Source organism: Janibacter cremeus, from assembly GCF_029395675.1.
Taxonomy (GTDB): Bacteria; Actinomycetota; Actinomycetes; order Actinomycetales; family Dermatophilaceae; genus Janibacter; species Janibacter cremeus_A.
The window spans coordinates 1,094,722-1,115,550 of record NZ_CP115184.1 but is presented as its reverse complement, the minus strand read 5'-3'; the positions used below and the strand labels follow the sequence as shown (position 1 = coordinate 1,115,550).

19 protein-coding genes are annotated in these 20,829 nt (G+C 71.8%); 10 read left to right on the top strand and 9 right to left on the bottom strand.

What is annotated here, in order from left to right:
• The first annotated feature begins 2 nt into the window (after nt 1-2).
• The 9 genes from uvrC (at nt 3) to O9K63_RS05140 (ending at nt 8,712) form a co-directional block, all read left to right on the top strand.
• Nucleotides 3-1,946, top strand: coding sequence for an excinuclease ABC subunit UvrC (gene uvrC / locus O9K63_RS05180; protein ID WP_277241180.1), 1,944 nt, complete (start codon nt 3-5; stop codon nt 1,944-1,946).
• Nucleotides 1,943-2,860 (top strand): RNase adapter RapZ, encoded by a 918-nt coding sequence (gene rapZ, locus O9K63_RS05175; RefSeq protein ID WP_277241179.1) that lies wholly within the window; start codon nt 1,943-1,945, stop codon nt 2,858-2,860. Before uvrC ends, rapZ begins: the two co-directional genes overlap by 4 nt.
• A 2-nt stretch (nt 2,861-2,862) precedes the next feature.
• Nucleotides 2,863-3,813 carry a gluconeogenesis factor YvcK family protein gene (locus O9K63_RS05170; protein WP_277241178.1) on the top strand — a complete coding sequence of 317 codons (951 nt, stop codon included), beginning with the start codon at nt 2,863-2,865 and terminating at the stop codon, nt 3,811-3,813.
• A 34-nt stretch (nt 3,814-3,847) separates the two neighbouring features.
• Nucleotides 3,848-4,828 carry a DNA-binding protein WhiA gene (gene whiA / locus O9K63_RS05165; RefSeq protein WP_277241177.1) on the top strand — a complete coding sequence of 327 codons (981 nt, stop codon included), beginning with the start codon at nt 3,848-3,850 and terminating at the stop codon, nt 4,826-4,828.
• Between the two features lie 114 nt (nt 4,829-4,942).
• Nucleotides 4,943-5,950 (top strand): type I glyceraldehyde-3-phosphate dehydrogenase, encoded by a 1,008-nt coding sequence (gap, locus tag O9K63_RS05160; protein WP_277241176.1) that lies wholly within the window; start codon nt 4,943-4,945, stop codon nt 5,948-5,950.
• 38 nt (nt 5,951-5,988) lie between these two features.
• On the top strand, nt 5,989-7,197 hold the full coding sequence (locus O9K63_RS05155) for a phosphoglycerate kinase (RefSeq protein WP_277241174.1): 1,209 nt from the start codon (nt 5,989-5,991) through the stop codon (nt 7,195-7,197).
• A gap of 2 nt (nt 7,198-7,199) precedes the next feature.
• Nucleotides 7,200-7,991, top strand: a complete 792-nt coding sequence (tpiA, locus tag O9K63_RS05150; protein ID WP_277241172.1) for a triose-phosphate isomerase — start codon at nt 7,200-7,202, stop codon at nt 7,989-7,991.
• A gap of 101 nt (nt 7,992-8,092) precedes the next feature.
• The gene (secG, locus tag O9K63_RS05145; protein ID WP_277241170.1) at nt 8,093-8,338 is read left to right on the top strand and encodes a preprotein translocase subunit SecG; all 246 of its coding nucleotides are present in this window, start codon (nt 8,093-8,095) and stop codon (nt 8,336-8,338) included.
• 23 nt (nt 8,339-8,361) lie between these two features.
• Complete coding sequence (locus tag O9K63_RS05140; protein ID WP_277241168.1) at nt 8,362-8,712, top strand: RNA polymerase-binding protein RbpA; 351 nt, start codon at nt 8,362-8,364, stop codon at nt 8,710-8,712.
• Here the strand turns inward: O9K63_RS05140 and pgl are convergent.
• From pgl to tkt, 6 genes are read right to left on the bottom strand one after another with little or no spacing between them, the layout of a single operon-like run.
• The gene (gene pgl / locus O9K63_RS05135; RefSeq protein ID WP_277241166.1) at nt 8,702-9,445 is read right to left on the bottom strand and encodes a 6-phosphogluconolactonase; all 744 of its coding nucleotides are present in this window, start codon (nt 9,443-9,445) and stop codon (nt 8,702-8,704) included. The two genes, O9K63_RS05140 and pgl, sit on opposite strands and share 11 nt — an antisense overlap.
• A gap of 2 nt (nt 9,446-9,447) precedes the next feature.
• The gene (gene opcA / locus O9K63_RS05130) at nt 9,448-10,569 is read right to left on the bottom strand and encodes a glucose-6-phosphate dehydrogenase assembly protein OpcA (RefSeq protein ID WP_277241164.1); all 1,122 of its coding nucleotides are present in this window, start codon (nt 10,567-10,569) and stop codon (nt 9,448-9,450) included.
• Nucleotides 10,566-12,107: a glucose-6-phosphate dehydrogenase gene (gene zwf, locus O9K63_RS05125; protein ID WP_277241162.1), complete on the bottom strand. Its 1,542-nt coding sequence runs from the start codon at nt 12,105-12,107 to the stop codon at nt 10,566-10,568. The genes opcA and zwf overlap by 4 nt, the downstream gene beginning before the upstream one ends.
• Nucleotides 12,104-13,726 carry a glucose-6-phosphate isomerase gene (locus tag O9K63_RS05120; RefSeq protein ID WP_277241160.1) on the bottom strand — a complete coding sequence of 541 codons (1,623 nt, stop codon included), beginning with the start codon at nt 13,724-13,726 and terminating at the stop codon, nt 12,104-12,106. The genes zwf and O9K63_RS05120 overlap by 4 nt, the downstream gene beginning before the upstream one ends.
• Nucleotides 13,723-14,856, bottom strand: a complete 1,134-nt coding sequence (gene tal / locus O9K63_RS05115; protein ID WP_277241158.1) for a transaldolase — start codon at nt 14,854-14,856, stop codon at nt 13,723-13,725. Before tal ends, O9K63_RS05120 begins: the two co-directional genes overlap by 4 nt.
• Nucleotides 14,857-14,862: 6 nt before the next feature.
• Entirely contained in the window at nt 14,863-17,103 is a 2,241-nt protein-coding gene (tkt, locus tag O9K63_RS05110) for a transketolase (protein WP_431190357.1), read from the bottom strand.
• A gap of 172 nt (nt 17,104-17,275) precedes the next feature.
• Between tkt and O9K63_RS05105 the strand changes: the two genes are divergently transcribed.
• A complete protein-coding gene (locus tag O9K63_RS05105) occupies nt 17,276-18,226 on the top strand; it encodes a heme o synthase (protein ID WP_277241156.1) in 951 nt (316 codons plus the stop codon).
• A 166-nt stretch (nt 18,227-18,392) separates the two neighbouring features.
• On the opposite strand, the gene O9K63_RS05100 is transcribed toward O9K63_RS05105, so the two are convergent.
• From O9K63_RS05100 to O9K63_RS05090, 3 genes are read right to left on the bottom strand one after another with little or no spacing between them, the layout of a single operon-like run.
• Nucleotides 18,393-19,298 (bottom strand): COX15/CtaA family protein, encoded by a 906-nt coding sequence (locus O9K63_RS05100; RefSeq protein ID WP_277241154.1) that lies wholly within the window; start codon nt 19,296-19,298, stop codon nt 18,393-18,395.
• A gap of 47 nt (nt 19,299-19,345) precedes the next feature.
• Nucleotides 19,346-20,113, bottom strand: coding sequence for an ABC transporter permease (locus O9K63_RS05095; RefSeq protein WP_277241152.1), 768 nt, complete (start codon nt 20,111-20,113; stop codon nt 19,346-19,348).
• Nucleotides 20,103-20,813 (bottom strand): ABC transporter ATP-binding protein, encoded by a 711-nt coding sequence (locus O9K63_RS05090; RefSeq protein ID WP_277241150.1) that lies wholly within the window; start codon nt 20,811-20,813, stop codon nt 20,103-20,105. The genes O9K63_RS05095 and O9K63_RS05090 overlap by 11 nt, the downstream gene beginning before the upstream one ends.
• Between the last annotated feature and the right edge of the window lie 16 nt (nt 20,814-20,829).

The window sequence follows — 20,829 nt, the reverse complement described above, 5'->3', positions numbered from 1 at the left end:
CAGTGGCGGATCCCGCTACCTACCGACCCGCGGCCGGGTCGATCCCGACCGACCCGGGCGTCTACCGTTTCCGTGACGAGCACGGCAGGGTCATCTACGTCGGCAAGGCCAAGTCGTTGCGGTCGCGGCTGTCCTCCTACTTCCAGGACATCGCCGCTCTGCACCCCCGCACCCAGCGCATGGTGCGCGCGGGGGCGAGCGTCGAGTGGACGGTCGTGGCCAACGAGGTCGAGGCCCTCCAGCTCGAGTACTCCTGGATCAAGGAGTACGACCCGCGGTTCAACGTCAAGTACCGCGACGACAAGTCCTACCCGTACCTCGCGGTGACGATGGGGGAGGAGTTCCCCCGGGCGCAGGTGAGGCGGGGCGCCAAGCGCAAGGGCACGCGTTACTTCGGCCCGTACACCCATGCCTGGGCCATCCGGGAGACCCTCGACCTGCTCCTGCGGGTCTTCCCGGTGCGGACGTGCAGCAAGGGGGTCTTCAAGCGGGCGGAGCAGTCGGGTCGGCCCTGCCTGCTGGGGTACATCGACAAGTGCTCCGCGCCGTGCGTCGGGTGGGTCAGCCCCGAGGAGCACCGGGCCCTGGCCGAGGAGCTGTGCGACTTCCTCGCCGGACGCACCGACCGCTTCGTGCGCCGCCTCGAGCGCGAGATGAAGGCCGCTGCCGCCGCGCTCGACTTCGAGCAGGCGGCCCGGCTGCGCGATGACGTGACGGCACTGACCAAGGCCCTCGAGAAGTCCGCGGTCGTCCTGCCCGACGGCACGGACGCGGACGTCTTCGCCCTGGCCGACGACGAGCTCGAGGTCGCCATCCAGGTCTTCCACGTCCGGGGTGGACGGATCCGGGGTCAGCGGGGATGGGTCGCCGAGAAGGACGCGGAGGACCTCCCGGAGCTCGTGGAGCACCTGCTGCAGCAGGTCTACGGCGGCGAGGAGGTGCCCCGCGAGGTCCTCGTGCCCGTCCTCCCACCGCAGGAGGAGGACATGGCGGCCTGGCTGGGGGAGCGAAGGGGGAGCCGCGTCACCCTGCGCGTGCCGCAGCGGGGTGACAAGCGGGCCCTGATGGCCACGGTCGAGCGCAACGCGACCCAGTCCCTGGCCCGCCACAAGGTCGCCCGTGCCGGGGACCTGACGGCGCGCAGCCAGGCCCTGCAGGAGCTGCAGGAGGCGCTCGGCCTCGACGACGCGCCGTTGCGCATCGAGGGCTACGACATCGCGCACGTCCAGGGCAGCGACGTCGTGGGGTCCATGGTCGTCTTCGAGGACGGCGTCGCCCGCAAGAGCGAGTACCGACGGTTCATCGTCCGTGGGGACGTCGAGGGGCGCACCGACGACACCGCGTCCATGCACGAGGTGCTCTCGCGGCGCTTCGCCCGGCACGTCAAGGACCGCGAGGCCGAAGCAGCGGCCCCGGACGCGCAGCAACCGACCGAGGCCAGCCGCTTTGCCTACCCGCCCAACCTCGTCGTCGTCGACGGCGGTGCCCCGCAGGTCGCGGCCGCGCAGCGCGTGCTGGACGAGCTGGGGATCGTCGACGTCGCCCTCGTCGGGCTGGCCAAGCGTCTCGAGGAGGTCTGGCTCCCGGGTGACGAGTACCCGGTGATCCTGCCCCGCACCAGCGACGCGCTCTTCCTGCTGCAACGTCTGCGCGACGAGGCACACCGTTTCGCCAACACCTTCCACCGGGAGCGTCGAAGCAAGTCGATGACGCGCAGCGCCCTCGACGGGATCCCCGGCCTGGGGGAGTCCCGGCGCAAGGCCCTGCTCGCCCGCTTCGGCTCCGTGAAGCGGATCCGTGCCGCCAGCGCACAGGAGCTGGGGGAGACCCCGGGGATCGGACCCGCACTTGCCGAGCGGATTGCGGCAGAGTTGGGTCCGACGGAGTCCGCACCCGCCGTGAACCTCACCACCGGTGAGGTCCTCGACGAAGGAGAGTCACGATGAGCGAGCCCGATGCCGTCCTCGAGCTGGATCCCGAGGACGTGAGCCGCGAGGTCGTCGTGGTCACCGGCATGAGCGGAGCGGGCCGCTCGACGGTCGGCAAGGTCATGGAGGACCACGGCTGGTACGTCATCGACAACCTGCCCGTGATGCTCCTCGACGACCTGCTGCGCCTGTCCGAGTCCCGTGAGGACGACCTGACCAGGGCGGACGGTCCCGTCCGCATCGGGATCGCCCTCGATGTCCGGGCGCAGGGCTTCACGGCCCTGACCACCTCGCTCCAGCGGCTGCGGGAGCACGGGTGGCGCACCCACCTCGTCTTCCTCGACGCGACCAACGAGGCCCTCGTGCGCCGCTTCGAGAGCGTGCGGCGCCCACACCCCCTGCAGGGTGACGGGCGCCTGCTGGACGCCATCCAGAGGGAGCGCGAGGTCCTCTCCGACATCCGGGCGAATGCCGAGATGGTCATCGACACCTCCGGGCTCAACGTGCACCAGCTCGGGCGCAAGATCAGCCCGATCTTCCGCGCCGACACCGTCGAGCGGCTGCGGCTGGCCGTCCTCTCCTTCGGGTTCAAGTACGGCGTGCCACTCGACGCGGACTTCGTCTTCGACATGAGGTTCCTGCCCAACCCGTTCTGGGTGCCGGAGCTGCGCCCGTACACGGGGCGCGAGACCCAGGTCGCCGAGTACGTCCTGTCCCAGCCAGGCGCCCAGGAGTTCATCGACGGGGTGGAGACCATGCTCACCCCGGTCATCGCGGGTTACCTCCGGGAGAACCGCCGCTACGTCACCCTCGCCGTGGGATGCACCGGTGGCAAGCACCGGTCCGTTGCCCTCGCCGAGGCGCTCGCCTCGCGGCTGGGGTCGAAGGAGATCGCGACCTTCGTCGTCCACCGCGACCTCGGTCAGGAGTGAGCGTGGTCGATCGCCTGCGCTCGTCCAAGGTGGTCGCCCTCGGGGGTGGCCACGGCCTCGCGGCCTCGCTCTCCGCACTGCGTCTCGTCTGCGAGCAGGTGACCGCGATCGTCACCGTCGCCGACAACGGCGGCTCCTCCGGTCGCCTCCGCGACGACTTCGGTGTGCTCCCGCCCGGGGACCTGAGGATGGCGCTGGCGGCGCTGTGCGACGACAACGAGTGGGGGCAGACGTGGGGCGACGTCCTCCAGCACCGCTTCACCGGGGACGGGGACCTCGCCGGCCACGCCCTGGGCAACCTGCTCATCGTCGCCCTGTGGCAGCTGCACGACGACCCGGTGACCGGTCTCGACCTCGTGGGTCGGCTGCTCAGCGCCCGCGGTCGTGTCCTGCCGATGGCGGCAGTGCCCCTCGAGCTGCGGGCGCGGGTGAGCGGCCTCGACCCGAGTGACCCCTCGGCCACCGAGACCGTGCTCGGCCAGGTGGCCATCGCCAGCACCCACGGCCTGGTCGAGTCGATCTCGCTCGAGCCGCACGCCCCGCCGGCACGACCCGAGTCGGTGGCGGCCGTGCGCGAGGCGGACCACATCATCCTCGGCCCCGGCTCCTGGTACACCTCGGTGCTCACGCACCTGCTCGTGCCCGAGCTGCGCACGGCACTGGCCGAGGCGACGGCCCGCAAGGTCCTCACGCTCAACCTCGACATGAACACCGCGGAGACGCGTGGCTTCTCCGCCACCCGGCACATCGAGACGCTGCACGAGACGGCTCCGGAGCTGACGGTGGACGTCGTCCTCGCCGACCCGAGCACGATCGAGAACACGCGTCGGCTCACCGCGGCGTGCGAGAAGCTCGGGGCGCAGCTCGTGGTGACCCCGCTCGCACAGCCCCAGCACGCGGACCGCCATGACGCGCTGCGGCTCGCGGCGGCCTATCGTGACATCCTCGCGTGAACGTGCTGGCGACCACCCCGGAAGGACGGACCCCATGGCGATGACCGACAAGGTCAAGGACGAGCTGAGCAGGTTCCAGGTCACCCGGACCTGCTGCCGCAAGGCCGAGGTCGCCAGCGTGCTCCGGTTCGCCGGCGGACTGCACAAGGTCGGCCGGCAGATCGTGGTCGAGGCCGAGCTCGACACCGCCAGTGCGGCGCGGCGGGTGCGCAAGGACATCATCGAGCTGTACGGCTACCAGACCGAGCTCATGCAGCTGGCCGCCGGCGGCCTGCGCCGTGGCAGCCGCTACATCGTGCGCGTGAGCACGGACGGCCAGGCGCTGGCCCGGCAGACCGGGCTCGTCGACGCCGAGGGTCGGCCCGTGCGTGGCCTGCCTCCCCGCGTCGTCGGAGGAGCGGTCTGCGACGCCGAGGCAGCCTGGCGGGGGGCCTTCCTCGCGCACGGGTCGCTGACGGAGCCCGGGCGCAGCTCCTCGCTCGAGATCACCTGTCCCGGCCCCGAGGCCGGGCTCGCCCTCGTCGGTGCGGCCCGTCGCCTGGGCATCCCCTCGAAGGCCCGGGAGGTCCGTGGCGTCGATCGCGTCGTCATCCGCGACGGAGACGCCATCAGCGCCATGCTGACCCGGCTCGGCGCGCACGAGGCGGTGCTCGCCTGGGAGGAGCGGCGCATGCGCCGGGAGGTGCGGGCGACGGCCAACCGTCTGGCCAACTTCGACGACGCCAACCTCCGGCGTTCGGCCCGCGCCGCGGTCGCCGCGGGAGCCCGTGTCCAGCGGGCGTTGGAGATCCTCGGGGACGAGATCCCCGACCACCTGCGCGAGGCCGGCCAGCTGCGCCTGCAGCACAAGGAGGCCTCGCTGGAGGAGCTCGGTCAGCGGGCCGAGCCGCCGATGACCAAGGACGCCGTCGCCGGTCGGATCCGCCGGCTGCTGGCCATGGCGGACAAGCGGGCCGAGGACCAGGGTGTCCCCGGCACCGAGGCCTTCCTGACCTCGGACATGCTCGACGGCTGAGACACCTCGCCGCAGCACGGTCCCGGGCCCGCGCAGGACTTCGACAGGCAATAGGGTGGTCGGGGGCCGCGATCCGCGGCCGTCAGTGCGCAACCACTCCCGGGAGGCACCACAGTGACTGTTCGAGTTGGCATCAACGGCTTCGGCCGCATCGGCCGCAATTTCTTCCGCGCCATCCATTCATCCGGGGCCGACGTCGAGGTCGTGGCCTTCAACGACCTCGGTGACGACGCGACCCAGGCCCACCTGCTCAAGTACGACTCGGTTCTCGGTCGCTTCGACGGCGACGTGAAGGTCGTCGAGGGCGGCATCGAGGTCGGTGGACGGCTCATCAGGTCCCTCGCCGAGACGGACCCCGCCCAGCTGCCGTGGGGTGACCTCGGCGTGGACGTCGTGATCGAGTCGACGGGCCGCTTCACCGACGCGGGCAAGGCCAGGGCGCACGTCGACGCCGGCGCGAAGAAGGTCATCATCTCGGCCCCGGCCAAGAACGAGGACCTCACGGTCGTCATGGGTGTCAACGACGACCTGTACGACGCGGGCAAGCACACCATCATCTCGAACGCGTCCTGCACGACGAACTGCCTGGCCCCGATGGCGAAGGCCCTCAACGACACCCTGGGGATCACCAAGGGCCTGATGACCACGATCCACGCCTACACCGCCGACCAGAACCTCCAGGACGGCCCGCACAAGGACCTGCGACGGGCCCGTGCCGCGGCCCTGAACATCGTGCCGACCACGACCGGCGCCGCCAAGGCCGTCTCCCTGGTCCTACCGGAGCTGGAGGGCAAGCTGGACGGCTTCGCCCTCCGCGTCCCGGTCCCCACCGGGTCGGCCACCGACCTGACCATCGAGGCCGCTCGGGACACCTCCGTGGAGGAGGTCAACGAGATCATGCGCAAGGCTGCGGCCGAGGGACCGATGAAGGGGCTGCTCACCTACACCGAGGAGCCGATCGTCTCCACGGACATCGAGACCGACCCCGCCAGCTGCATCTTCGACGCGGGCCTGACCCGGGTCATCGGCAACCAGGTCAAGGTCGTCGGTTGGTACGACAACGAGTGGGGCTACGCCAACCGCCTCGTCGACCTCACGGCCCTCGTCGGCTCCTCGCTCTGAGCCCCACCTCCTCCATCGACGCCACACGAAAGGCATCCGTGAAGACCCTCGCTGACCTCGGCGACCTGCGCGGCCGGCGCGTCCTCGTCCGGTCCGATCTCAACGTCCCGCTGGACGGGCAGACCATCACCGACGACGGACGCATCAGGGCCTCGCTGCCGACGATCAGCCGTTTGGTCGAGGAGGGAGCACGCGTCGTCGTGTGCGCCCACCTCGGTCGGCCGAAGGGGGAACCGGACCCGCGCTACTCGCTCGCCCCGGTCGCTGCGCGACTGGGTGAGCTGCTCGGTGCCGAGGTCGCCTTCGCCACCGACACCGTCGGCCACTCCGCGCGCGAGACCGTCGCCGGCCTCGGCGACGGCCAGGTCGCGGTCCTGGAGAACCTGCGCTTCAACGCAGGGGAGACGAGCAAGGACGAGGGCGAGCGGGGAGCCTTCGCCGACGCCCTCGCCTCGCTCGCCGACGCCTACGTCTCGGACGGCTTCGGTGTCGTGCACCGGACGCAGGCCTCCGTCCACGACATCGTGACCCGGCTGCCGGCTGCCGTCGGTGGCCTCGTGGAGACCGAGCTCGAGGTGCTGCGTCGCCTGACGAGCGACCCGACGCGGCCCTACGCGGTCGTCCTCGGCGGCGCCAAGGTCAGTGACAAGCTCGGGGTCATCGACAACCTCCTCGGGACGGCCGACCGCCTGCTCATCGGCGGCGGCATGGTCTTCACCTTCCTGCGCGCCCAGGGGCACGAGGTGGGCAGGAGCCTCCTCGAGGAGGACCAGCTCGAGGTCGTGCGCGAGTACCTCGAGCGCGCCGAGCGTGACGGCGTCGAGATCGTCCTGCCGACCGACGTCGTCGCCGCCACCGACTTCGCGGCCGAGGCCGAGCACGAGGTCGTGGCGGCCGACGCGATCCCCGCCGACCGGATGGGGCTGGACATCGGCCCCGAGTCCGGTCGCCTCTTCGCCGAGAAGCTCCTGGACTGCCGCACCGTCTTCTGGAACGGCCCCATGGGTGCCTTCGAGATGGAGCCCTTCGCCGCCGGGACCGCGTCCGTCGCCCGGGCCCTGGCCGACCTGACCAGGGCGGGCGCCCTGACCGTCGTCGGCGGTGGCGACTCCGCCGCGGCCGTGCGCCGGCTCGGCTTCGCCGACGACGACTTCAGCCACATCAGCACCGGTGGTGGTGCCAGCCTCGAGTACCTCGAGGGCAAGACCCTCCCGGGGCTGTCCGTCTTCGAGCAGCAGGAGAACTGAACATGACCAGCCGCAAGCCGCTCATGGCGGGCAACTGGAAGATGAACCTCGACCACCTGCAGGGCACCCACCTCGTGCAGAAGCTGGACTGGACCCTGCGCGACGGCAAGCACGACTACGCCGCCGTCGAGGTCGTCGTGCTGCCGCCCTTCACCGACCTGCGGTCGGTGCAGACGTTGGTCGAGGGCGACCGGTTGCTCATGGGCTACGGCGCCCAGGACCTCAGCCCCCACGACTCCGGTGCTCACACCGGCGACATCTCGGGAGCCTTCCTGGCCAAGCTGGGTTGCGGCTACGTCGTGGTGGGCCACAGCGAGCGCCGCGAGGGGCACGGTGAGACCGACGAGGTCGTCGCGAGCAAGGCGGTCGCCGCCTACCGGCACGGCATGGTGCCGATCGTCTGTGTCGGCGAGGGCCTCGAGGTCCGCCGCACCGGGGGACACGTCGCGCACGTCGTCGACCAGCTCAGGGGCAGCCTGGAGGGCGTCACCGCGGAGCAGGCGGCGACCCTCGTCGTCGCCTACGAGCCGGTCTGGGCGATCGGGACCGGTGAGGTCGCGACCCCGGAGGACGCCCAGGAGGTGTGCGCGGCCATCCGGAGCACGCTGGCGCGGATGTACTCCACCGAGACGGCGGAGGCGGTCCGCGTGCTCTACGGCGGATCGGTCAAGCCGGGCAATGTCGCCTCGATCATGGCCGGCGCCGATGTCGACGGAGCGCTCGTCGGAGGCGCCTCCCTCGCCGCCGACGACTTCGCCTCGATCTGCCGGTACCAGCAGCACCTCACCGCCTGACCCGGGTCACCGGGTCGGAGAGGTATCCTGTCGCGGGACCCCTCTCACGAAGGTGCCCGCCCGAACCAACCGACCGTCCCGACCGACAAGGACCTGATCGAGTGAATGCCGTCCGCATCGGACTCCAGGTGATCCTCGTGATCACGAGCCTGGTCCAGATCCTGCTCATCCTCATGCACAAGGGCAAGGGTGGTGGCCTCTCCGACATGTTCGGCGGGGGCATGTCGGCGTCGCTGGGCAGCTCGTCGGTCGCGGAGCGCAACCTCACCCGGTTCACGATCGTCGTGGGGCTGGTGTGGTTCACCTCGATCGTCGGTCTCGGCCTCGTCGACCGTTTCGACGCCTGATCCCGACCACGTAGGAGTTCCTCATGGCAGGTGGCAACGCAATCCGCGGGAGCCGCATCGGCGCCGGCCCGATGGGTGAGGCCGAGCGCGGCGAGGCCGCAGCACGTGGCTTCGTCTCCTACTGGTGCGCCAACGGCCACGAGATGACTCCGTCCTTCTCCGTCGACGAGGGGGTGGAGATCCCGGCCGAGTGGGTGTGCAAGCGCTGTGGCCTGCCCGCCGGTCGCGACAAGGACAACCCTCCGGCCGCCCCGACGGCGGAGGTCTACAAGACCCACCTGGCCTACGTGAAGGAGCGCCGCTCCGACTCCGAGGGCGAGGCCCTCCTCGAGGAGCGGCTCGGCGAGCTGCGCGACCGCGGCCTCATCCGCTGACGGCGGGCTCCACGTCCGAGGCGGCCGCCTCGTCGACGAGCCACAGCGTGCGTTCCTGACCGCGGACGAGCCCCGTGCTGTCCTGCGCGGCAGGGGCGCCCGCCACCCCCTTCGCCACGGCCCCGGCCTTGTCCTCGCCCGAGACGACGAACCAGACCTGGCGCGACCGGGAGAGGCACTCCGCCGTGAGCGTCACCCGGGTCGGCGGTGGCTTGGGGGAGTCGTGGACCGCCACGGCGATGCCCGAGGTCTCCTGCTGCATCGGATGGCCCGGGAAGAGCGAGGCGACGTGCCCGTCCGGACCGACGCCGAGCAGGACGATGTCGAAGGTGCCGCTCCCGTGGGTGCGCAGCTCCTCCTCGTACCTGCGCGCGGCCTCCTCGGCGGAGTCGACCTCGTCCGGCCCGAGGACCCGGTGGACGTTCTGCGGGTCGGGGGTGAGTGAACGCAGACCCGCCTCGTCGTTCTGGGCGTCGTTGCGCTCGGCGTCACCCGCCGGGAGGTACCTCTCGTCGCCCCACCAGAAGTGCACTCGCGACCAGTCCACGGCGTCATGGGCCGCGTGGTCCGCCAGCGCGGCGACGACGGCCGAACCCATGGACCCACCGGTGAGGGCGACGTGCGCCTCGCCGCGGGCGGCCAGGGCGTCCTGGACAGCGGTGAGCAGGCGACCGCCGGTGATCGTGACCAGACGGCTGGGGCTGGGATGGATGACGAGCAACGGGTCGGTCATGGTCACTCCTCGTCGTCGAGGCGATCGCGGACGGCGGTCCTGACCGCGTCGGTGCTGGTGCTCGCGGACCCGGGCTCGGCGTCGACCATCGCACTGCGGATGGCGTCCTTGGACTCCTCGGCGAGCCGCTCGGCGGTGCGTCGGGCGTCGCTCGGGGAGGGGACGAGGTCCTCCTCGACGGCCTCGGTCATCGTCATCCGGCGCCGGGTCACCGCGGGCAGGCCCGTGATCAGGGCGTCCTCGTAGACCTCGTCGGCGTCGAGTCGTCGTAGCTCGTCGGCGAGGCACTCGGCGTCCGACCGGGGAGCCATGGCGATGGCACGGCGTGGCTGGCCCGGCTGGTCGAGGGTGGCGGTGTCGCCCTGCAGCGGCCGGACCAGGTCGATGGGGCCGGAGTCGCGCTGGAGCCGGACGCTGACGACACCGCTGCCGGTCCGGGAACGCACGAGGGAGACCGGGCAGCGCAGGCGGGCCCGCAGCCAGCCGGCCAGCAGGTCGGCCGACGGGGAGTCCTGCGCACCGACGACGGTGGCAGCGGTGACCGGCTCGAAGGGGGGCCGGTCCAGGGTCGTGGCGAGCAGCCCCCGCCAGAGCGTGATCCGGCTCCATGCCAGGTCGGTGTCGCCGGAGGTGTAGGTGCGGGCCAGACGCCTGAGCGTGGTGGTGATGGACCCCGCGGAGGCGGCACTGTCGGTGATGCGACGGTGCGCCATCGCGCCGACGGGGTCGGCCCCGGGGTCCTTGGGGGCCTCGGTCGGCCACCAGGCGACGACGGGGGAGTCGGGCAGGACGAGGGGTGTCACGACGCTGCGGGCGTGCTTGACGAGCTCCCCGTACAGGCGCAGGACGACGACCTCCGAGGCGCCCGCATCGCCGCCGACCCGCAGCTGCGCGTCCAGGCGTGCCTTGCCGCGTGCATTGGACAGGATCACGCACACGATCCGGGCGGGGTGCTGGTGGCTGGCGGTGTTGGCCACGGCGAGCGCCGCCTCGGCATCCTCCTCCGGCACGACGAGAACGAGCGTGAGCACCCGGCTGAGGGCCATCGCGCCGACGTCCTCGCGGATCTCGATCAGCCGCTGGGCCACCTGTGCCGTGCTCGCGGCGGGTAGGTCGACGATCACGGCATCCTCCAGGTGCGTCCGTCCCGGCGCATCATCGTGTCAGCGGCGGGCGGTCCCCAGGTCCCCGCGGGGTACTCCTCGACGGTGCCCTGCTCGGCCCAGAACTCCTCGATCGGGTCGAGGATCTTCCAGGAGAGCTCGACCTCCTCGTGCCGGGGGAAGAGCGGCGGGTCCCCGAGGAGCACGTCGAGGATCAACCGCTCGTAGGCCTCCGGGCTGGACTCGGTGAAGGCGCGGCCGTAACCGAAGTCCATGGTCACGTCGCGCACCTCCATCTGGTTGCCCGGGACCTTCGCGCCGAAGCGCATGGTCACACCCTCGTCCGGCTGCACGCGGATGACCACGGCGTTCTGGCCGAGCTCCTCGGTCTCAGTGTCCGTGAAGGGCAGGTGGGGGGCACGCGCGAAGACGACGGCGATCTCCGTGACCCGTCGGCCGAGGCGCTTGCCGGTCCGCAGGTAGAAGGGGACGCCGGCCCATCGCCGGGTCTCGATGTCCAGCCGCATGGCCGCGTAGGTCTCGGTGGTCGACCCGTCGGCGACCCCCTTCTCCTGGCGGTAGCCGCGGACCTTCTCCCCGCCCTGCCAGCCGGCGGTGTACTGGCCGCGGACGGTGGCGGCGCCGAGGTCGTCGGGCACGCGCACGGCCGCCAGGATCTTCTCCTTCTCCATCCGCAGGGCACCGGCGGCGAAGCTCGTCGGCTCCTCCATGGCGGTGAGGGCCAGGAGCTGGAGCAGGTGGTTCTGGATGACATCGCGGGCGGCGCCCACGTCGTCGTAGTACCCGGCGCGCCCACCGATGCCGATGTCCTCGGCCATGGTGATCTGCACGTGGTCGACGTAGTGGCTGTTCCAGACCGGTTCGAACATCTGGTTCGCGAAGCGCAGCGCGAGCAGGTTCTGGACGGTCTCCTTGCCGAGGTAGTGGTCGATGCGGAAGATCGAGTCCGGTGGGAAGACCGCCTCGACGATGCCGTTGAGCTCCTGGGCGCTCTCGAGGTCGTGGCCGAAGGGCTTCTCGATGACGACGCGTCGCCAGGAGTCGTCCTGCGGGGTGGCCAGCCCGCTGCGCTGGAGCTGCTCGCAGACCACGGAGAAGAAGTCCGGTGGGATGGACAGGTAGAAGGCGTGGTTGCCGCCCGTGCCGCGCTCCTCGTCGAGATCGCGCACGGTCCGGGCGAGCAGGTCGAAGGCGGCGTCGTCGTCGAAGTCCCCGGGGACGAAGCGGAAACCCTGCGAGAGCGAGCGCCAGACCTCCTCGCGGAAGGGGGTGCGGGCGTGCTCGCGCACCGCGTCGTAGACGACCTTGCCGAAGTCCTGGTCGGCCCAGTCGCGGCGGGCGAAGCCGACGAGCGAGAAGCCCGGCGGCAGCAGACCGCGGTTGGCCAGGTCGTAGATCGCCGGCAGCAGCTTCTTGCGAGCGAGGTCCCCGGTCACGCCGAAGAGGACGAGGCTGCACGGACCGGCGATGCGCGGCAGACGCTTGTCCCGCGGATCCCGCAGCGGATTGCTCTCGGCCGTGACGGGGACGGGACTCATGCGCGGCCCCCTCGCAGGGCATCGCCGACCGCGGCGAGCCCGCGATCGTGGTCGGTCAGGTGCAGCCGGAGGACCGGACGCCCGTGGTCGGCGAGCACGGCGGCGTCGCCGCCGGCCTGGGCGGCGATGAACTCACCGAGCGTGAAGTCGCGACCGGGGACGGGCAGGTCCTCCTCGGGTGCGCCGGTGATCTGCAGATAGACGCCGGTGCGGGGACCTCCCTTGTGGTACTGCCCGGTCGAGTGCAGGAAGCGGGGGCCCCACCCGAGGGTGGTCGGCCGCTGCACGCGCGCGGCCAGGGCATCGACCGCCTCGGCGAAGGGGGCATCGGCCTCCCGGTCGAGGTAGGCCATGACGGCGACGTACCCGTGCTCGGGGTCGAGCTGCGCGAGCAGTGCCTCGAGGGCGGACTCGATCGTGTCCGCCCCGCCGAGCCAGTCGCCACCGAGGTGGCGGATCTCGACCGTGCCGTCCACGGCGTCGGCCTCGGTGCCGGTCGCCGCGGACTGCGACATGAGGTCACGCGCGGCCTGCTTGGCGCTCTCGACGTCCGGCTGGTCGAAGGGGTTGATCCCGAGCAGTCGACCGGCCACGGCCGTGGCCACCTCCCACAGCAGGAACTGCGCGCCGAGGGAACCACCGACATCGAGCGTCGAGGCGGCGGCCGTCGGGGCGGGCCGGTCGTCCTCGCCGACCTCGACGAGTCGGCACAGGGTGGCGTCGTGCGGCAGCTCGGTCCGCCCGGGTGCGTCGAGGACGACCGGGAGGAGACCGCGCTCCTGCTTGCCGGTGGACTCGGCGACCAGCTGCTCGATCCAGTCACCCAGGCCACGGGCCGGGGTGCCGTGGTCGACGAGGTAGAGCTTGTCGCGCAAGGGGTGGGTGCCGGCGATGGCCGCACCCAGCCGCAGCCCGGGGTTGGCCTCGTCGTCCTCGGCGAGCAGGTCGGTGACGGCCTCGGCGTCGTCGAGCAGCTCCTCGATGTCCACACCGGCCAGGCCGGAGGGGACGAGACCGAAGGCGGTCAGTGCGGAGTACCGGCCACCGACCTCGGGGTCGGCGGTCACGACCCGCTGGCCCTTGCTGCGGGCGTCCTCCTCGAGCGGGCTGCCCGGGTCGGTCACGACGACGATCCGGGCGGCGGCGTCGATCCCGGCGTCGGTGAAGGCCTCCTCGAAGACCCGTCGCTGGCTGTCGGTCTCCACCGTCGACCCGGACTTGCTCGAGACGACGACGGCCGTGCGGGCCAGGTCGGTCGCGGCGGCGCGCACGACGTCGGGGTGGCTGGAGTCCAGGACGGTCAGCGGGACCCCGGCCGTCGCGCAGATGACCTCCGGCGCCAAGGAGCTGCCGCCCATGCCGCACAGCACGATCCGGTCGACACCCTGCTCACGCAGCTCCTCGCGCACGGCACCGATCTCGCCGACGAGGTGCCGCGAGGTGCGGCCGAGGCCGACCCAGGACAGGCGCTTCGCCGCCTCCTCCTGCGCAGCCTCGCCCCAGAGCGTGGCGTCACCGTCGAAGAGGCGACTGGCCACCCGGTCCGACACCAGCTCGGGGACGTGGGTGCCCACGGCCTCGGCGGCGGCACCGGAGGCGAGGACGGCCAGGCTGGTCACCGTGCGGCCGCCTTGCCGAGCTCGGCGCGCACGCCGTCGAGCAGCTCCTCCCAGGCCTTCTCGAACTTCTCGACGCCCTCGGTCTCGAGGGCGGCGGTGACATCCGTGTAGCTGATGCCCAGGCCCGCGAGCGCGTCGAGGACCTCCTGGGCCTCCGCGTAGGACCCGGTGACGGTGTCGCCGGAGATCGTGCCGTGGTCGATCGTCGCGTCGAGCGTCTTCTCCGGCATCGTGTTGACGGTGTTGTCCGCGACCAGCTCGGTCACGTACAGCGTGTCGGGGTACTCCGGGTCCTTCACACCGGTGGAGGCCCACAGCGGACGCTGGGGGCGCCCCCCTTCGTCCTCGAGGCGCTGCCACCGGGGCGTGGAGAAGACCTCCTCGTAGGCCTGGTACGCCAGGCGGGCGTTGGCCAGACCGGCCCGGCCCCGCAGGGCGAGGGCCTCGTCGGTGCCGATCTCCTTCAGCTGGGCGTCGACCTTCGCGTCCACCCGGGAGACGAAGAAGGAGGCGACCGAGTGGATCGTCGACAGGTCCCTGCCCGCCTCGAGCGCCTGCTCGAGGCCCTCGATGAAGGCGTTCATCACCGCGCGGTAGCGCTCGAGGCTGAAGATCAGGGTGACGTTCACGCTGATGCCGGCCGCGAGCGTCTTGGTGATCGCCGGCAGACCGGCCTCGGTCGCCGGGATCTTGATGAAGACCTGCGGCCGGTCGACGGTCTCGGCCAGCTGGCTCGCCACCGTCACGGTCTCGTCGGCGTCGTGCGCCAGGCGCGGGTCGACCTCGATCGAGACGCGACCGTCGACGCCGTCGGTGGCCTCGTGGATCGTCCGGAAGGCGTCACAGGCGTCTCTGACGTCGTCGGTCGTCAGGGCGAAGACGACTTCGTCGACGCTCTTGCCCTCGGCGGCGAGGGCGTTGAGCTGCTCGTCGTAGGCGTCACCCTCGGCGAGGGCGGCCTGGAAGATCGAGGGGTTGGTCGTGACACCGACGATGCCCTTGGTGTCGATGAGCTCCTGCAGGTTGCCCGAGCGGAGCCGCTCGCGGCTGAGGTCATCGAGCCAGACCGACACCCCTGCGCGGTAGAGGGCCTCGACCGGGGCGGGCTTGGTCGGGAGATCTCCAGCCATGTTCACTCATCCCTTTGCGTTGTCGATGGACGTCCGGGCCGCCGCGACGACGGCGTCGGGCGTGATGCCGAACTTCTCGTAGAGGGTCGCGTGGTCCGCGGAGGCACCGAAGTGGTCGATCCCCACGCTCTCACCCGCGTCGCCGACGACCTCGCGCCAGCCGAAGGGGGTCGCGGCCTCGACGGAGACGCGGGCCCGGACGGCGGGCGGCAGGACCTCGTCGCGGTACTCCCTCGGCTGCTGGTCGAACCACTCACGGCAGGGCATGGAGACCACCCGGGTCCCGGTGCCCGCCTCCTCGAGCGTGGCGCGGGCGGCCAGGGCCACGGCGACCTCGGTGCCGGTGGCGACGAGGACGACCTCGGGCACGTCGGTGCTGGACTCCGCCAGGACGTAGGCGCCCTTCGTCGCCCCGGCCGCCGGAGCGAACTCGTCGCGGTCGATGACCGGCGTCCCCTGGCGGGAGAGGGCCAGGGCCGCGGTGGAGGTGTTCTTCAGGACCTGGCCCCAGCAGACGCTCACCTCGTTCGCGTCGCCCGGCCGGACGACGTCGAGGCCCGGGATGGCGCGCAGGGCGGCGAGGTGCTCGATCGGCTGGTGCGTCGGACCGTCCTCGCCGAGACCGATGGAGTCGTGCGTCCACACGTACGTCACCGGCAGCTGCTGGAGGGCGGCCAGACGCACGGCCGGGCGCATGTAGTCGGAGAAGACGAGGAAGGTGCCGCCGTAGACGCGCGTCAGTCCCTCGAGGGCGATGCCGTTCATCGCCATACCCATCCCGTGCTCACGGATCCCGAAGTGCAGGGTGCGGCCGTACTCGTTGCCGGACCAGGAGTCGGTCTGCTTGCTCCTGGGGACGAAGGAGGGCTGTCCCTCCATCGTCGTGTTGTTGGAGCCGGCGAGGTCGGCGGAGCCGCCCCACAGCTCCGGCATGACGTCGGCGAGGGCGGTGAGGACCTCGCCGGAGGCCTTGCGGGTGGCCATGCCCTTCTCGGAGGCCTCGAAGGTCGGCAGGGCCTCGTCGAGGCCCTCGGGGACCCGGGCGTCGACGACGCGGTCGAGCAGCGCTGCACGCTCGGGGTTGCTCGACCGCCAGGCGACCATGCGCTCGTCCCACTCGGCGTGGGCGCTCTTGCCGCGGGCGACGACCGCGCGGGTGTGCTCGAGAACGGCCTCCTCGACGGGGAAGTCCACCGTCGTGTCGAAGCCCAGCAGCTCCTTGGTCGCCGCGACTTCGTCCCCGCCGAGGGCCGCGCCGTGGGCGGCCCCGGTGTCCTGCTTGGTCGGGGCCGGCCAGCCGATGATCGTGTGCAGCACGATCATCGTGGGCGCGGACGTGTTCTCCTTCGCGGCGGTGCAGGCCTCGAGGAGCGCGTCGACGTCCTCGACGTAGGAGGAGCCGTCTCCGCTCCTGCGCCAGTCGACGTCGATGACGTGCCAGCCGTAGGCGCGGTAGCGGGCGCCGACGTCCTCGCTGAAGGAGATGTCGGTGTCGTCCTCGATGGAGATCTGGTTGGCGTCGTAGATGACGTTGAGGTTGCCCAGCTCCTGGTGCCCGGCGAGCGAGCTGCCCTCGGAGGAGACCCCCTCCTGGAGGTCACCGTCGGAGGCGAGGCACCAGATGGTGTGGTCGAAGGGAGAGGTGCCCGGCGCAGCGTCCGGGTCGAACATCCCGCGCTGGCGGCGCTGGGCCATGGCCATGCCCACCGCGGAGGCGAAGCCGGAGCCGAGCGGGCCGGTCGTGATCTCCACGCCGGGGGTGTGGTGCACCTCGGGGTGACCGGGGGTGAGGGAGCCCCAGGTGCGCAGCGCCTCGAGGTCGCTCAACTCCATGCCGTAGCCGGAGAGGAAGAGCTGGATGTACTGGGTCAGCGAGGAGTGGCCCACCGAGAGCACGAAGCGGTCACGGCCCAGCCACGTCGGGTCGCTCGGGTCGTGCGTCATCACCTGCTGGTAGAGCAGGTAGGCGGCGGGGGAGAGGCTCATCGCGGTCCCGGGGTGACCGCTGCCGCACGTCTGCACCGCATCCGCTGCCAGGACCCGGACCGTGTCGACCGCGCGCACGTCCAGGTCACTCCACCCCGCCTTGGTCGCGATCGGGCGAGGGAGCTCGCTGGAGCGCGAGGAGGTGCCCGCCGGGCCGTCCGGGTTCGCCGAGGCGACGGTGCGGGTGGTCCCCTTGGGAGCCGCGGCGCCCGCCGACTTCTTGGCGGGTGCGGTGGGGGAGGTGTCGGTGTCCGTGCTCACGGAAGACCTTTCTCTGCAGACGCGGTGGGTGCTCGCCTCCACACTAGTGGGATCGCGGGTGTGTGCCACGCCGCGCGGGGGCGACCCCGGGGGCCCTGCCGGCACGGGTAGACTGCGGGCACGGTCGGCGCCCCGCGCCGCCATGTCCCACCCCCTTCGGCAAAGGCAGTCCGTGACCACTCTCGAGTCGACGCGCGAGCTGTCGCCGGCGACCCGCCCGTGGCGGCGCACCGTGCGTGCGTACGTCGCGCTGACGAAGCCTCGGATCATCGAGCTGCTCCTCGTGACGACGGTGCCGGTGATGTTCCTCGCCCAGCGCGGCGTCCCCTCCCTGGGCCTGATCGTCCTCACCCTCGTCGGCGGCTCCCTCAGCGCCGGGGCGGCCAACACCTTCAACATGGTCTACGACCGTGACATCGACGCGAAGATGGGCCGCACGATCAACCGGCCCCTCGTGACCGGGGAGGCCACGCCCACGGGTGCGATGGTCTTCGGCCTCGTCCTGACGCTCCTGTCCACCCTCTGGTTGGGGCTGCTCGTCAACTGGCTGTCCGCGGCGCTGTCGTTCGCCGCGATCCTGCTCTACGCCGTCGGCTACACGATGATCCTCAAGCGCCGCACGGCGCAGAACATCGTCTGGGGCGGCGTCGCCGGGTGCATGCCGACGCTCATCGGGTGGTCCGCCGTGACCAACTCGGTCGAGTGGCCCGCGATCATCCTCTTCCTCGTGATCTTCTTCTGGACGCCGCCGCACTACTGGCCGCTGTCCATGCGCTTCACCGACGACTACTCCGCCGCCGGAGTGCCCATGGCCCCGGTCGTCCAGGAGCAGACGACGGTGGCCAAGCAGATCGTCGCCTACTCCTGGCTGATGGTCCTCACCTCGCTGGCGCTCGTCCCCGTGGCCGACATGGGCTGGATCTACCTCGGTGCCGCGGTGCTCTCGGGCGGGCTCTTCGTCGCCGAGGCCCACCGGCTGATGTCGGCGGCCCGCAAGGGCGCGAGCCCCCAGGTGCTCAAGCCGATGCGGCTGTTCCACTTCTCCATCACCTACGTGACGCTGCTCTTCCTCGGCGTCGCCGTCGACCCGCTGCTGCACCTGCCGCTGCCCGGCCTGGCCTGAGTTCGGCTCGGCCTGCGTAGTGGTCCGCGGACGAAGGGAGCGCACGGGCCTTGGCGCGTCGTCCGGACGCCTCGTTCTTCGCCTGCACCCGTGTCGGTCGGTCCGGACGCCGGCCTGAGTCGGCCCGCACCCTCCCTTCGTCCGCTCTCTGGTGCCCGACGTGGCGTCAGGCCGGGGACTGCACCGGCTCGCGGGAGAGGACGAGGGCGCGGGCGATGACGACGACGAGCGCGGCCGCACCGAACATGTGGGCCAGGACGAGGACCTCGGGCAGCTTCGTCAGGTACTGGACGTAGCCGACGAGGCCCTGGGCGAGGGTGACGAGGAGGACGACGCCCCACGCGCGGGAGGGGCCGTCCGCGCGCTCGGTGAGCCTCGCCCCGAGCCAGACGGCGACGACGATGCCGATGAAGAGCATGACGGCGTCGGCGTGCAGCCAGGAGATCGTGCGGGGGTCGAAGCCGGTGCGGGCCGGGACGTCCGCGTCGCCGGAGTGCGGGCCGGAGCCGGTCACGATGGTGCCGAGGACGAGCACGACCACGGCCACGACACCGAGCGCCCACGTCGTGCGGTCGACCAGCGGGTGGACCAGTGAGCGAGTGGGCCCGGCGCCCTGGGGGAAGCGCCACAGCAACCACGCCGAGACCGCGATGATCGCCATCGAGCAGAGGAAGTGGAAGCCGACGATCCACGGGTTGAGCCCGGTGAGCACCGTGATGCCCCCGACGATCGCCTGGGCCGCGACGCCACCGAGCACGATCCAGGTGCCGCGGACCAGCTCGGGGCGGTCACGTGCCCAGCGGAGGAGGGCGATGAGCAGGAGGAGGGCAGCGATGCCGACGACCCCGGTGAGGGTCCGGTTGCCGAACTCGATGAACTTGTGGAACCCCTCGGCCTGCTCGACCGTGGGGATGTAGGACCCGGGAGTGCACCGCGGCCACGTGGGGCACCCGAGCCCGGATCCCGTGAGGCGCACGAGGCCGCCGGTGAGGACGATGCCGACCTCGACGACCAGGTTGAGCAGGAGGAGGCGAGGCAGCCACGTGCGCGCGGCAGCGGGGTACTCGGACACGCCACTACGGTATGTCGCGGTCCGGCGGCCCCCGGCGCCGGGCCGAGTCAGTCGCGCCAACGGAAGGTGCGCAGGACGGCCAGGCTCAGAGCGGCGCCCCACACGAGCAGGACCAGCCAGGGCAGGAGCGGCACGCTCCCGTGCGCGAGCTGGTCGCGGAAGGCGTCGCCGAGGGCGCCGGAGGGAAGCCACCGGACGATGGCGGCGACGGTGCCGCCGAGGGTCCCGCCGGGAAGCAGGAGGCCGCCCACGCCGGCGATGAGGACCCACGCGAGGTTGGCGACCGCGAGGACGGCCTCGGCGCGCATGGCGCCGGCCACGAGCAGGGCGAGGGCGACGAAGACCCACACGCCGAGTGCTCCCGTCACCGGCGCGAGGAGCAGCCCCAGGGGGTCCGGGCGCCAGCCCATGAGGGCGGCGAGCAGCCCGAGGACCGCCAGCTGCGCGGCCGCGACCGCGCCGATGGCCAGGGCCTTGCCCGCGAGGAGACCGTCAGTGCCGACCGGGGTGGTCGCGAGCATGCGCAGCACGCCGTAGCGCCGGTCGAAGGCGGTCTGGATCGCCTGCCCCGTGAACGCGGTCGAGACGAGGGCCAGGGCGAGGACGCCGGGTGCGACCACGGCGATGCGCGGCGTCGCCAGGTCCGGGTAGGAGACCGTGGCGAGCGCCACCAGGGCCAGGACCGGCAGGACGAGGGAGACGAGCAGCTGCTCGCCGTTGCGCACGAGGATGCCTGCCTCGAAGCGCGCCTGGGCCACCACCCGCTGCCCCCGAGGGGCCGGTGTGGGGACGTGCGTCGTGGTCTCAGCGATCACGCGTGCCTCCGGTGAGCGAGAAGTAGGCGTCCTCGAGACGGCCGCCGGCGGCGATCTGCTCCGGCGTCCCGTCGGCGACGACGCGACCGTGGTCGAGGATGACGACGCGCGCGGCCAGGCGCTCGGCCTCCTCGAAGCTGTGGGTCGTCACGACGAGGCCGACGCCGGCGTGCGCCTGCTCGCGCAGCAGGTCCCACACGTCCATCCGGGCGTGCGGGTCGAGCCCGGCGGTGGGTTCGTCGAGGAAGGCGACCCGCGGTCCGCCGACGAGCGCGGCGGCCAGGGCGACCCGCTGTCGCTGGCCGCCGCTGAGCCGCCGGATGGGGGTCGTGGCGAAGGGGGCGATGTCCAGGCGTTCGACCAGCTCGGCCGCGTGGTCGCCCACGTGCAGTCGTGCGAGGTGGGCGAGCAGGCGCCGGGCGTTCACGCTCTGGGGGAGCCCGCCGTCCTGGAGCATGACGCCGACCTTGGCGCGGTGGGCTGCGTCCGCCTGCCACGGGTCCGTGCCGAGGACGCGGCAGGTGCCGGAGTCGGGACGCAGGAGCCCCTCGAGGCACTCGATCGTGGTGGTCTTGCCGGCGCCGTTCGGACCGAGCACGCAGGTGATCTCACCCGTGTCGGCGCCCCACGTGGCCCCGTCGACGGCGACCACGTCGCCGAAGACGCGGCGCAGGTCCTCCACGACAACGGCTCGAGTCACGGTGGGCAAGTCTAGG